Here is a 13,527-nt window from a genome sequence, read left to right as displayed (position 1 = left end):
CGCGTTTGAGAGAATCACGTCATGAGCTCCACCCCCACACCTCCCGCGGGCATCCGCGGCGCCATCGACCTGTCCGCACTCGGCGCGAGGCCAGCCCCCGCAGCGAGCGCCCCCGCACCGGCGCACGCCGCCGCTGCCGGGGTCGCCGACGCGTCGGCCCTGCCCCAGGGCCTGCTCGTCGAGGTCACCGACGCGACGTTCGCCGAGGTGATGAACCGCACCCTGCAGGTGCCGGCCGTCCTCGTCATCTGGTCCTCGGCGCACGAGCAGACCATCGGGCTCGCCGAGCGGGTCGCCGGCGTCGCGGCCGGGCTCGAGGGCCGGGTCTTCGTCGTCTCCGCCGACGTCCAGACCTCCCCGGGGATCCTCCAGGCGTTCCAGCCGGTCATCGTCCAGGCGTTCGGGCAGCTCACCGTCCCGGTGACGTTCGGCCTCCTCCAGGGCCAGCCCGTGCCGCTCTTCCCGGGGCTGCCGCCGGACGAGGAGATCAGGGCCGTTCTCGACCAGCTCGTCCAGGCCGCCGTCCAGAACGGCGTCACCGGTCGCGTCGAGCTCGGGCCCGCCGCTGCCGCGGGCGCGGCCGCGGAGGGTGAGGACGCGATGCCGGCCCTCCCGCCCCTGCACGAGGAGGCCTACGACGCGATCGAGCGCGGCGACTTCGACGCGGCCGTGACGGCATACGAGAAGGCGCTCGCCGCCGACCCCAGGGACCACGACGCGGAGCTGGGACTGGCTCAGGTCAGGTTGATGCAGCGCACGACCGGCGTCGACCCGCAGGCGGTCCGGGCCGCGGCCGCGGCCGCGCCCGAGGACGTCGACGCCCAGATCGCGGTCGCGGACCTCGACGTGCTCGGTGGCCACGTCGCCGACGCGTTCACACGTCTCACCGACCTGGTCCGGGCGACCGAGGGTGAGGAGCGTGACCGGGCCCGCACCCACCTGCTCGAGCTGTTCAGCGTCGTCGGCAACCACGACGAGCGTGTGCGCAAGGGGCGCACCGCACTGATGAACGCCCTCTTCTGAGGTGCCGCCCAAGCTGCTCGACGACCACGTCCGCTTCCGGTTCACCGGGGCGGGCGACGTCGTCTCCGTGCACCTCGACTGCGACCCCGTCATCCCCGGCGAGCGCGAGCTCACCCTCGTCGACGGGTCGTGGGAGCTCGCGCTCCCGCGACCCGACCTCCAGCGCATCGAGTACCGCTTCACCGTCACGCGCACCTCGGACGCCGAAGCCGTCGTCACCGAGACCATCCTCGACCCCGACAACCCCGTGACCGTCGAGACCGCGTTCGGCTCGCGTTCCGTGATGGAGATGCCGGGGTATGCCGTCCCGTCCTGGCTTTCGGCACCTGCCGTCCCGGGCGGGTTCACCCCGATGGTCCTGGAGGGCGAGACCAAGGACGAGGTGCCGGTGACCGTGTGGGAACCGGACGGGACCGAGGGGCAGGCCCTGCCGCTGCTGCTGGTCCACGACGGCCCCGAGTACGACCAGCTGGCCTCGATCACCCAGTTCTCCGCGGCCAAGATCGCCTCGGGCGAGCTGCCTCCCCACCGGGTGGCGCTCGCCCATCCGGTCCTGCGCGACGCGTGGTACTCCGGCTCGCCCAAGTACCTCAGGACCATTGCGCAACAGGGCCTCTGGCGTCTCCACGAGCACGCGCCCATCTCCGGGCCGGTGGTCGTCATGGGCGCCAGTCTCGGCGGGCTGACCGCGCTGCTCGTGGGCATGCTCGACGCCGACGAGATCGGCGGGGTGTTCTCGCAGTCGGGGTCCTTCTTCCAGGCGAGGCACGACGGCCAGGAGAGCTCCTACAAGTACTTCGGGCGGATCTCGCGCCGCGTCCAGGAGATCATCGACACCAGGGAGGCGACGCGCCCGCTGCGCATCGGCCTCACCTGCGGGTCGCTCGAGGAGAACGCCGCCAACAACCGGGACATGGCTGCTGCCCTGCGGCGCGCCGGTCACGACGTCACCCACGCCGAGGTCCGCGACCTGCACAGCTACACCGCGTGGCGTGACGCGCTGGACCCCCATCTCACCCAGGTGTTGCGCGACCTGTGGGTGGACGCGCAAGGATAGGGCGCATGCCGCACGCCGAGGTCAGACTTCCCGTGCCGGGCCACGACGCCGAGCTCACCGTGGTGCGGCACGGCCACTACGGTCGGCCGCTGCTCGCGTTCCCGAGCGAGGGAGGCAGCGCCGCCGACTTCGAGGGCCAGGGCATGCTCGACGCGGTGCGCGACCTCGTCGACGCCGGCCGGGTCAGCGTCTTCGCGGTCGACGCGATGGACGGGTTCACCTGGTCCGACACCACGATCCCGACCGACGAGCGGGCGGCGCGTCACGGGACCTACCAGGCCTGGCTCGACCAGGCGGTCGTGCCGTGGATCGCCGAGCAGAGCGGCGGCTCCCTCGACATGATCACCTTCGGGGTCTCCCTCGGGGCCTACCACGCGGTGCAGTTCGCCTTCCAGCGCGCCGACGTCGCCACCCTGGCCATGGGGTTCTCCGGCAACTACGACCCCACCACGTGGAACTCGTGGGGCGACGTCGGTGACGCGACCTACTTCGCCAACCCGGCGGCATACGTGCCGGGTCTGCACGGCGAGCACCTCGACTGGCTGCGGTCGCGGTTGTCGGTCCTGCTCGTCGTGGGGGAGGGGCCGTTCGAGGTCTCGCCGACGCAGTCGCTGCCGTCCACCCGTGCGTTCGCGCACCTGCTGGAGCAGAAGGGGATTCGCCACGAGCTCGACATCTGGGGCCCGGACAGCGCGCACGACTGGCCGTGGTGGCAGCGTCAGCTCGCGCACCACCTCCCACGTTTCGTCTGACCCGTCCGACCGTTCGCAGCACCCGACGAAGGGATCTTCATGGCAGCGCAGACCGACCACCTCATCGGCCTCCTCCTCGGGGCGGAGGACGACTGGCCGACGGCGTTCGAGGCGATGGCCCGCCGGCTCGGGGTGATCCGCACCCTCGACGGGCTGGACCACCGGGTGAGCACCGAGCGGATGTCGATCGAGCCGTTCAACCTGCGCGACCGCCCGCGCCAGGACCTCGTCATCGACCGGCTCGCGCACTGGTACTACCACCCGCGCGAGTGGCTCAAGAAGGCCTCGCTCATGGACGACGTGTACCTGCTCAACAGTCCGTTCACGTTCCAGTCCATGGAGAAGCACTCCGCCTACTGCGCGCTCATGCGCCTCGGGATGCACGTCCCCGACACCGTACTCGTGCCCTACAAGAACCCCGTCGACAACGCCCGCTGGGCCTACACGTCGAGTCGCTACAACCGCGGCTTCGACCTCGACGCCATCGCCGACCGGGTCGGGTACCCGATGTTCATGAAGCCGTTCGACGGCGGTGCGTGGCGCGGTGTCTCGATGATCAAGGACCGTGAGGCGCTGCACCGGGCCTACGACGAGTCCGGTGAGATGCTCATGCACCTGCAGAAGGCGGTCGACGGCTTCGAGGTCTTCGCCCGCGCCCTGACGATCGGGCCCGAGACGATGGTGATGAAGTTCCAGCCCGACCAGCCGATGCACAACCGGTATGCCGTCGACCACGGCTTCCTCGCCGAGGAGACCGGGCGCGAGACGATCACCATCGCCCAGACCGTCAACGCCTTCTTCCGGTGGGAGTTCAACTCCTGCGAGATGCTCGTCAAGGACGGGGTCGTCTACCCGATCGACTACGCGAACGCCTGTCCCGACGTCGCGGTCACGTCGCTGCACTACTACTTCCCGTTCGCCATGAAGGCCCTGCTCCGATGGTCGGTCTTCTGCGCCGTCACGGGCCGCAAGGCCCGCACCCAGGTCGACACCGGGCCGTGGTTCGACGTCGCCGACGACCCCGAGCTCGACTACCAGGGCAAGCTCGAGGCGTACCAGGGCCTGTCGGACGACTATTTCGACGCCGACCGCTACGCGGAGTTCTGCGCCACGTCGCTGCCGCACGTCGACGAGATGGTGCACGAGTGGATCGGGTCCGACGAGTTTCGCACGATGCTGCAGACGACGATCCACCAGACGTACCCGCCGCACGAGTGGGAGAAGTTCGAGGGCCACTTCGGCGGGCTCCTGGGCATGTGGCTCAGCGACGAGCAGCACCGGTTGTCGTCGGGCGCGCACGCCTGACGCGCCGCCGGTGTCATGCCGCGACGAGCAGGCCCCGCACCCTCGCGACCAGGGCGGCCGGGCCAGGTCGCCCCACGCGACCCGTACGACCCGGAACCCCGCGTCGCGCAGCCGTTCCTCGCGCCGCTTCTCCGCCATGAGGGCGCGTCGTCCGTTCCACAGGGCTCGGCTCGCGAGCCGGAGGCCGCCTCCCAGGCCTCGTCGATGCGGCTCGGGAGGGGAGGTGTGGCTCGCGAGCCGGGGTCAGGCGCCGAGGGCGGCGCTGACGACGTCCTTGGCCTCGGCCTGGACCTGCGCGAGGTGCTCGGCACCCCGGAACGACTCGGCGTAGATCTTGTAGACGTCCTCGGTGCCGCTCGGGCGCGCGGCGAACCACGCGGACTCGGTGACGACCTTGAGCCCGCCGATCGCGGCGCCGTTCCCGGGCGCCTCGGTGAGCTTGGCCGTGATCGGTTCTCCCGCAAGGCTCTCGGCCGTGACGGCGTCGGGCGTGAGTGCGCCGAGCCGGGCCTTCTGCTCCCGGTCGGCGGGGGCGTCGATCCGCGCGTATGCCGGTGTGCCGTGCTTCGCGGTCAGCTCGCCGTAGTGCTGGCTGGGGCTCTTGCCGGTCGTCGCGAGGATCTCGGAGGCGAGCAGCGCGAGGATGATGCCGTCCTTGTCCGTCGTCCACACCGAGCCGTCCATGCGCAGGAATGACGCACCCGCGGACTCCTCGCCACCGAACGGTCCGGACCCGTCGAGCAGGCCGGGTACGAACCACTTGAAGCCCACCGGGACCTCGACGAGGCGGCGGCCGAGGTCGGCGGCGACGCGGTCGATCATCGAGCTCGACACGAGGGTCTTGCCGACGAAGCCGTCGTCGCGCCACTGAGGGCGCGCGCCGCCGTAGAGGTACTGGATGGCCACGGCGAGGTAGTGGTTGGGGTTCATCAGGCCGGCGTCGGGGGTGACGATGCCGTGCCGGTCGGAGTCGGCGTCGTTGCCCGTCGCGATGTCGTACTCGTCCTTGCGGCCGATGAGCGAGGCCATCGCCGAGGGGGAGGAGCAGTCCATCCGGATCTTGCCGTCCCAGTCGAGCGTCATGAAGCGCCACGTGGCGTCGACGAGCGGGTTGACGACGGTGAGGTCGAGGCCGTGCCGCTCCGCGATCGCGCCCCAGTAGTCGACGGCCGCGCCGCCCAGCGGGTCGGCGCCGATCCGGATGCCGGCGTCCTTGATCGCGGCGAGGTCCACCACGGAGGGGAGGTCGTCGACGTAGGTGCCCATGAAGTCGTACGTCTGCACGCCGGCCCGCGCCCGGGCGAACGGGATCCGCTTGACGTCGGTGAGGCCACCGCGGATGAGCTCGTTGGCCCGCGCGGCGATCGTCTTCGTCGCGTCGGAGTCCGCCGGGCCACCGTGGGGCGGGTTGTACTTGAAGCCGCCGTCGCTGGGGGGGTTGTGCGACGGGGTGACGACGATGCCGTCGGCGAGACCGGCACCGGCCGGCATACCGTCGACGCCGGTGACCTTGCCGCGGTTGGCGACGAGGATCGCGTGCGACACCGCAGGTGTCGGCGTGAAGCGGTCCGCGGAGTCCACGAGCACGGTGACGTCGTTGGCGACGAGCACCTCGAGGGCCGAGGCCCACGCCGGCTCGGACAGGCCGTGGGTGTCGCGCCCGATGAAGAGCGGCCCGTCGAAGCCCTGCGAACGCCGGTAGTCGACGATCGCCTGGGTCGTCGCGAGGATGTGGTCCTCGTTGAACGCCGTCCGCAGCGACGAGCCCCGGTGACCGGACGTGCCGAAGGCGACCTGCTGGTCGACGTCATCCGGGTCCGGCTTGCCGGTGTAGTACGCCGTGACGAGGTGCGCCACGTCGACGAGGTCGGAGGGCTGGGCGAGCTGTCCTGCGCGTTCGTGGGTCATGACACGGCCTCCTCGTCGCTCACGCCCGCATCGAGCGCACGGTCCTGCGCGGGCGCCAGGTAGACGGCGGTCAGGCCGGCGAGCCGGACGGTGACGTGGAACGGCTGGTTGTTCCAGCCCTCCTCGACGGCGTCGAAGACCAGGTCGGCCTGGCTCGGCGTGCTGTGCTGGTCGTACCCACTCGTGTCGAGGATGACCCGCCACTGCCCGCCGAAGGGGACACCGACCCGCAGCCACTCCTTGGAGTCGCCGCCGAAGTTCACGACGCACGCGACGACGTCGCCCGACTCGCGGGCGGGGTCCTCGAAGCGGACGAACGAGTAGGTGTTGCCGCCGTTGTCGTCGGCGTCGAGCCACTCGAACCCGGCCGGCTCGGAGTCGAGGGTCCACAGTGCCGGGTGGGCGCGGTAGACCCGGTTGAGCTCCTTGACGAGGTTGTGGACCCGGTAGTGCGCCGGCTGGTCGAGCAGCCACCAGTCCAGGGACTTCCCGTCGGCCCACTCGCTCGGCTGGGCGAACTCGGTGCCCATGAAGAGCAGCTGCTTGCCGGGGTGGGCCCACATGTAGGCGAGGAACGCGCGGACCGTGGCGAGCTGGTCGGTCCGGTTGCCCGGGGCCTTGTTGACGAGAGAGCCCTTGCCGTGGACGACCTCGTCGTGGCTGATCGGCAGGACGTAGTTCTCGCTGAACGCGTACATCAGGGCGAAGGTCAGCAGGTGGTGGTGGTACTGGCGGTCGATGGGCCGCTCACCGAGGTAGCGCAACGAGTCGTTCATCCAGCCCATGTTCCACTTCAGCCCGAAGCCGAGGCCGCCCTCGCTCGTCGCCTTGGTGACGCCGGGCCAGGAGGTGGACTCCTCGGCGATGGTGACGATGCCGGGGACCCGCTTGTAGGCCGTGGCGTTGGTCTCCTGGAGCAGCCCGATGGCCTCGAGGTTCTCGCGTCCGCCGTGGACGTTGGGAAGCCACTCGCCGTCCTTGCGCGAGTAGTCGAGGTAGAGCATCGAGGCGACCGCGTCGACACGCAGGCCGTCGATGTGGAACTCCTCGAGCCAGTAGAGCGCGTTGGCGACGAGGAAGTTGCGCACCTCGAGCCGGCCGAAGTCGAAGATGTGGGTGCCCCAGTCGGGCTGGTCGCCGCGCCGCGGGTCCGGGTGCTCGTAGAGCGGCAGCCCGTCGAAGCGGGCCAGCGCCCACTCGTCGCGCGGGAAGTGGCCGGGCACCCAGTCGAGGATGACCCCGACCCCGGACTGGTGCAGCCGGTCGACGAGGTACTTGAAGTCGTCCGGGGTGCCGAAGCGCGACGTCGGCGCGTAGTAGCCGGTCACCTGGTAGCCCCACGACGGGCCGTACGGGTGCTCCATGACGGGCATGAGCTCGACGTGGGTGAAACCGAGGTCGACGACGTAGTTGACGAGGTGCTCGGCCATCTCGCGGTAGGTCAGCCCCTGCCGCCACGAGCCGAGGTGGACCTCGTAGACGCTCATCGGGCCGCTGTGCGGGTTGCTCGCGTTGCGGGTGTCCATCCACGCGGTGTCGGCCCATGTGTGCTCGGCCTCGTCGACGACGGAGCCGGTGCGGGGCGGGAGCTCGGTGCGGCGGGCCATCGGGTCGGCCTTGGTGCGCACGACGTCGTCGGCGCCGCGGATCTCGTACTTGTAGACGGAGCCGGCCCCGAGGCCCGGCACGAACAGCTCCCACACGCCGCTGGACCCGATGAGCCGCATCGGGTGGACCCGGCCGTCCCAGCCGTTGAAGTCACCGACGACGCGTACCGCCTTGGCGCGGGGCGCCCAGACCGCGAACGAGGTGCCGCGCACGGTCCCCATCGGACCGGTGTACTCGTGCACCCGGGCGCCAAGGACCTTCCAGAGCTCCTCGTGCCGGCCCTCGTTGACGAGGTGGAGGTCCATCTGACCGAGCGTCGGGGCGAACCGGTACGGGTCGTCCTGCAGGTGCTCGATGCCGTCGCCCCAGGCGACGAGCAGGCGGTAGTCCATCGTCGCGGTGGCACCGGCGCGCACGGCGGTCCAGACGCCCTCGGCCTCGTGCTCGAGGGTGAGCTCCTCACCGTCCTCGAAGCGCGCGCGCACCGAGGAGGCCATGGGTCGCAGGACGCGCACCCTCAGTCCGTCGTCCTCGAGGTGCTGGCCGAGGAGGTCGTGGGGCTGCTGGTGGCGGCCCTGGATGAGGGCGCTGATCGCGCCGCTGACTTCGTGCGCGGGTGTGGGGCTCACTCTGCGTCCTCCTGTGGTGCGGTCGTGGTGGTCTCGAACCCCGATGCCAGGCGCTCGATGGCGGCCAGCGGGATGTCGACCCACGACGGTCGGTTGCGGACTTCGTAGACGACCTCGTACATCGCCTTGTCGAGCTCGAAGGCGGCGAGGAGCGCAGGTCGGCTGCGCGGGTCCTCACCGGCGGTGGCGGCGTAGCCGTCGAGGAAGGCGGACTGGGCGCTGGTCACCCAGGCCCGTGCGGACACGTCCGGCGCGTCGCTCGCGTGCTCGACCGCGCCTCCGGCGTAGTCGAAGCTGCGCAGCATCCCCGCGATGTCGCGGATCCACTGGTCGGGCTGGGTGCGCTCGGACAGCGGCCGCAGCGGCTCGCCCTCGAAGTCGAGCAGGACCCACCCGCCATCGGGCGTGTGGAGCACCTGCCCGAGGTGGTAGTCGCCGTGGATCCGTTGCAGCGCAGGCCAGCCCACGTGCTCGGCGGCGTCGAAGATGGCCGAGACCGCGTCGTCGTGGTCGTGCAGCGCCGCCACCTCGGACCCGGCCGAGGCGTAGCGCTCACGCATGCCGTCGAGGATCTCGCGGGCAGTGTCGGCGCCGACCGGCGTGGTCCCGAGAGCGGTCGCGAGCATCGAGTGGACCTCCGCCGTCGCCTCGCCGAGCGCGCGGGCCGGACCGCTGAAGTCCTCGCCCGAGCGCAGCGCGGCCAGCGCGACGCGCCAGGCGTCCTCGACGCCGGGCAGGAACTCCTGCGCGAAGGCGAAGTGCCCGTATGCCGTGCGCTCGCCCTCCGTGCCCGCCTCACCGTCACCGTCCGGCTCGGGCCACTGCCCGGCGACCGACCCGACGACGGCGGGGACCCGGCGCGAGCCGGCCTCGACGAGCGCGGACTGGAGGACGACGTCGGGGTTCTCGCCGGCCGACAGCATCCGGAACACCTTGACGATGACCGGGACCGGCTCGCCGGTGGCGTCGACGCAGTCGAGGATGACCGAGGTGTTGGACTGCTCGCCGGAGAGGACCATGCTCGAGCGGACCGTCACGGCCCGGGTCCATGCGCGTCCCGGCTGCGCGACGACGGTGTCGTCGAAGGCATCGCTCGCGGCGGTGGACTCGGCGCGCACCCGGCCCTGGACGAGCTCGAGCAGCTGCGCGGCATACACGGGGTCGTGGGGTGCGTCGTAGACCCAGCGGCGGCCGAGCACAGAATGCTCCATGACGCCGACGAGGGCGTGCTCGAGCTCGGGCACCGCGGCGCCGCGGTAGGTGAGCGGCACCTGGTAGACGACCGGTGCGGGCCCGGAGTCGTCGGCGACGATGAGCGTCTCGACGCCCACCTCGCCGGCGGGGTCACCGAGTCTCCACGACGCGAGGCGACGCACCGAGGGCGAGGTGCCCTTGGCGGCATACCAGCGCTGTGAAGCCATCCACGCCTGGACGAGCTCGGGCTTCGTCGGCGTGATCGTGGCGCCCTTGTGCAGCTCAGCCACGGGTCTCCGCACCGACCCGGAGCCAGAAGAAGTCGCGGCTGCCCATCGTGAAGGTGACCCGCCCGTCCTCGGCGACCCACGGGAAGCCCGCGCCGCCGAAGAGGTCGAACAGCTCGCGCTGGCCCAGCTCCGGTGGCAGCTCGATGGTGCCGGCCTGGGGCTTGTCGGAGAGGTTGTTGACGCAGAGGAGGGTCTCGCCGGGGTGGTCCCGGTCGCCGCCCCAGGCGCGCGTGTAGGCGAGGATCGACTCGTTGTCCGTCGACGCGATGGTGAGGTCACCGAGCCCGAACGCCGGGTGCAGCCGCCGGACGTTGAGCATGCCGCGCAGCCAGTGCAGCAGCGAGTGGCCGGTCGCCATCTGCGCCTCGACGTTGACGCCGTTGTAGTTGTAGACGAGCGAGGAGATCACCGGCAGGTAGAGCTTGCCCGGGTCGGCCGCGGAGAAGCCTGCGTTGCGGTCGGGGGTCCACTGCATCGGCGTGCGCACTGCGTCACGGTCGTTGAGCCAGATGTTGTCGCCCATGCCGATCTCGTCGCCGTAGTAGAGGCACGGCGAGCCCGGCAGCGAGAGCACGAGCGCGTGGATGAGCTCGATCTCGGGGCGGGAGTTGTCGAGCAGGGGAGCGAGCCGGCGCCGGATGCCGACGTTGGCGCGCATGCGCGGGTCGGGGGCGTACCAGCCGTACATCACGGCGCGCTGCTCCGGGGTCACCATCTCGAGGGTGAGCTCGTCGTGGTTGCGCAGGAACGTGCCCCACTGGGTGCCCTTGGGGATGTCCGGGGTCGCGGCGAGGACGTCGATGATCGGCTGGGCCGTCTGCTCGCGCAGGGAGTAGTAGAGCATCGGCATGACGGGGAAGTGGAACGCCATCTGGCACTCCGGCGCCTCCTCGGTGCCGAAGTAGTCGACGACGTCGTTAGGGGGCTGGTTCGCCTCGGCGAGGAGGATCCGGCCGGGGTACTCCTCGTCGACCATCTTGCGCAGCCGGGCGAGGAACTCGTGCGTCTTGGGGTGGTTCTCGCCGTTGTGGCCCTCCTCCTCGTAGAGGTAGGGGACCGCGTCGAGGCGGAACCCGTCGATGCCCATGTCCATCCAGAAGCGGACGACCTCGAACATCGCCTCGTGGACGGCGGGGTTCTCGAAGTTGAGGTCCGGCTGGTGCCCGAAGAAGCGGTGCCAGAAGAACTGGCGCCGGATCGGGTCGAAGGTCCAGTTGGACGTCTCGGTGTCGATGAAGATGATGCGCGCGTCGGTGTACTTGTCGTCGGTGTCGGACCAGACGTAGAAGTCCCCGAAGGGACCCTCGGGGTCGCTGCGCGAGGCCTGGAACCACGCGTGCTGGTCGCTCGTGTGGTTCATGACGAAGTCGGTGATGATCCGGATGCCGCGTGCGTGCGCCTCGGTGACGAGCTGCTGGAACTCCGGCAGCGTCCCGAACTCCGGCAGCACCTGGGTGTAGTCGGCGATGTCGTAGCCGCCGTCACGCAGCGGGCTGGCGTAGAACGGGGGGAGCCACAGGCAGTCGACACCGAGCCACTGGAGGTAGTCCAGGCGGTTGATGACGCCTTGGAAGTCGCCGGCGCCGGAGCCGTTGGAGTCACCGAAGGCCCGCACGAGCACCTCGTAGAAGACCGCGGTCTTGAACCACTCGGGGTCGTGCTTGAGCCCCGGCTGGTGCAGTCCGAGTCCTTGGGTCGCCGTCACGGTTCTCAGTACCTCTTCAGCTCGATGATGTGGACCGGCTCGTGGTCGGGACCCAGATGGACCATGCTCTCGCGCAGGAAGTCCCACCACTGGTCGGTGATGAGGTCGTGCGCGCGGAACCCCTCGTCGGGGTGCAGCCCGAGGGCGGGCATGTCGAAGACGACGCGGCTCCAGCGGGTGCTGTGCGGGTCGAGGTTGGCGATGACGATGACGACGTCCTCGTGGGCCGGGGTGCCGGTGCGCGCGTCGGCGGGCACCACCCGGCGCTTGCTGAACGTCATGATGTTCTCGTCGTCGACGTGGTGGAAGGTCACGTTGCGCAGCCACTGCAGGGCGGGGTGGGCGCGGCGGATCTCGTTGAGCCGCCGCAGGTACCAGGCGAGGGACTGGCCCTCGCGTGAGCCCCCGGGCTCGAAGTCCTCCCAGCGGCGGTTCCGGTACTGGTACTTCTCGTTGTCGATCTGCTCCTCGGCGCCCGGTCGGGCGACGTGCTCCATGAGCTCGTAGCCGGCGTAGATGCCGTACGTGGGGACGAGCGTCCCGGCCAGCGCGGCGCGGAGCTTCCACGCCGCCGGGCCGCCGAACTGCATGTAGGGCGTGAGGATGTCGTGGGTCGTCGGCCAGAACGACGGGCGCATGTAGTGCGCGGTCTCGGTGGCCAGCTCCTCGACGTACTCCTGCAGCTCGGGCTTGGTGTTGCGCCACGCGTAGTACGTGTAGCTCTGCTGGAACCCGACCTTGCCGAGGGTGCGCATCATCGCCGGCTTCGTGAACGCCTCGCTCAGCCAGATGATCTCCGGGTGGTCGCGTGAGACGTCCTGGATGAGCCACTGCCAGAACTCGACCGGCTTGGTGTGCGGGTTGTCGACCCGGAACAGCGTGACCCCGTGGTCGATCCAGACCTGCACCATGCGGCGCACCTCGGCGTAGGCGCCGGCCGGGTCGTTGTCGAAGTTCATCGGATAGATGTCCTGGTACTTCTTCGGCGGGTTCTCCGCGAACGCGATGGTCCCGTCGGCGCGCGTCGTGAACCACTCGGGGTGCTCGGTGACCCACGGGTGGTCGGGCGAGCACTGGAGCGCGATGTCCATGGCGACCTCGAGCCCGAGCCCGCGCGCCTGCTCGACGAAGAAGTCGAAGTCGTCGAAGGTGCCGAGGTCGGGGTGGATGGCGTCGTGGCCGCCGTCTGGGGAGCCGATCGCGTACGGGCTGCCCGGGTCCTCGGCGCTCGCGTCGAGCGTGTTGTTGGGGCCCTTCTTGGCGGCCTGCCCGATCGGGTGGATCGGGGTGAGGTAGATGACGTCGAAGCCCATGCCCGCCACGGCCTTGAGGCGCTGGGCGGCCGTGCGCAGCGTCCCGGAGCGCCAGGTGTGCGTCTCCTCGTCGTAGACGGCGCCCTCGCTGCGGGGGAAGAACTCGTACCAGGCGCCGCACAGGGCGAGCTCCCGCTCGACGAGCAGGGGGTATGCCGTGCTGGCGCTCACGAGGTCGCGCACCGGGGTGCCCAGCAGCTCGTCGTGGACCGGTCCGTGGATGATGGCCGACAGGCGCACCTGCGGAGGTCGGGTCTCGTCGCGCAGGGCGGCGACCCCCTCGAGCAGGACCGCGGCCCCGGCGGGGGTGCGCTCGGGGGTCGCGGCGGCGCGCTCGAGGAAGAGCGCGCCCTCGGCGAGCATGAGGTCGGTGTCGACGTCGGCGCGGACCTTGATCGTGGCGTCGTGCTCCCACGTGCCGAACGGATCGGACCATCCCTCGACCCGGAACGTCCACATGCCGGGACGATCCGCACGGACCGTGGCCTCCCAGATGTTGAGCCCGACGTTGGTGCAGGCCATCGTCGCGACGTGGTCGACGCCGTCGGGATCCGTGAGGACGACGGACGCGCCGACGGCGTCGTGGCCCTCGCGCAGGACCGTCGCCGTGACGACGAAATCCTCTCCGACCACGGACTTCGTGGGTCGGGCACCTCCGTCGACGAGTGGCTCGACGTCGACGACGGGGATCCGGCCGATGGGGGACTGGGGAGCAGTGCTGAGCGGCGTCGCGGTCACAGGGC

Annotated in this window: 9 protein-coding genes; 4 read left to right on the top strand and 5 right to left on the bottom strand. The window is 70.5% G+C overall.

The annotated features are described in order from the left end of the window. Window positions 1-21 precede the first annotated feature (21 nt). From AC3EU2_RS02160 to AC3EU2_RS02145, 4 genes are read left to right on the top strand one after another with little or no spacing between them, the layout of a single operon-like run. Window positions 22-1,023, top strand: a complete 1,002-nt coding sequence (locus tag AC3EU2_RS02160) for a tetratricopeptide repeat protein (protein ID WP_488178106.1) — start codon at window positions 22-24, stop codon at window positions 1,021-1,023. A gap of 1 nt (window position 1,024) precedes the next feature. After that, on the top strand, window positions 1,025-2,080 hold the full coding sequence (locus AC3EU2_RS02155) for an alpha/beta hydrolase (RefSeq protein ID WP_488178105.1): 1,056 nt from the start codon (window positions 1,025-1,027) through the stop codon (window positions 2,078-2,080). Window positions 2,081-2,085: 5 nt separating this feature from the next. Beyond that, window positions 2,086-2,832 (top strand): esterase family protein, encoded by a 747-nt coding sequence (locus AC3EU2_RS02150; RefSeq protein ID WP_488178104.1) that lies wholly within the window; start codon window positions 2,086-2,088, stop codon window positions 2,830-2,832. A gap of 39 nt (window positions 2,833-2,871) precedes the next feature. After that, complete coding sequence (locus tag AC3EU2_RS02145) at window positions 2,872-4,137, top strand: ATP-grasp domain-containing protein (RefSeq protein WP_488178103.1); 1,266 nt, start codon at window positions 2,872-2,874, stop codon at window positions 4,135-4,137. 243 nt (window positions 4,138-4,380) lie between these two features. On the opposite strand, the gene pgm is transcribed toward AC3EU2_RS02145, so the two are convergent. From pgm to AC3EU2_RS02120, 5 genes are read right to left on the bottom strand one after another with little or no spacing between them, the layout of a single operon-like run. After that, on the bottom strand, window positions 4,381-6,045 hold the full coding sequence (gene pgm / locus AC3EU2_RS02140; RefSeq protein WP_488178102.1) for a phosphoglucomutase (alpha-D-glucose-1,6-bisphosphate-dependent): 1,665 nt from the start codon (window positions 6,043-6,045) through the stop codon (window positions 4,381-4,383). After that, window positions 6,042-8,282, bottom strand: coding sequence for a 1,4-alpha-glucan branching protein GlgB (glgB, locus tag AC3EU2_RS02135; protein WP_488178101.1), 2,241 nt, complete (start codon window positions 8,280-8,282; stop codon window positions 6,042-6,044). The genes pgm and glgB overlap by 4 nt, the downstream gene beginning before the upstream one ends. Further along, entirely contained in the window at window positions 8,279-9,766 is a 1,488-nt protein-coding gene (locus AC3EU2_RS02130) for a maltokinase N-terminal cap-like domain-containing protein (protein ID WP_488178100.1), read from the bottom strand. Before AC3EU2_RS02130 ends, glgB begins: the two co-directional genes overlap by 4 nt. Then, the gene (gene treS / locus AC3EU2_RS02125) at window positions 9,759-11,471 is read right to left on the bottom strand and encodes a maltose alpha-D-glucosyltransferase (protein ID WP_488178099.1); all 1,713 of its coding nucleotides are present in this window, start codon (window positions 11,469-11,471) and stop codon (window positions 9,759-9,761) included. Before treS ends, AC3EU2_RS02130 begins: the two co-directional genes overlap by 8 nt. A 5-nt stretch (window positions 11,472-11,476) precedes the next feature. After that, window positions 11,477-13,522, bottom strand: a complete 2,046-nt coding sequence (locus tag AC3EU2_RS02120; RefSeq protein WP_488178098.1) for an alpha-1,4-glucan--maltose-1-phosphate maltosyltransferase — start codon at window positions 13,520-13,522, stop codon at window positions 11,477-11,479. Window positions 13,523-13,527 lie beyond the last annotated feature (5 nt).

The organism is Knoellia sp. B-D-2 (assembly GCF_057714695.1).
Note: the sequence above shows the minus strand (reverse complement) of the source record. Positions and strands in the feature narration are given on the sequence as shown.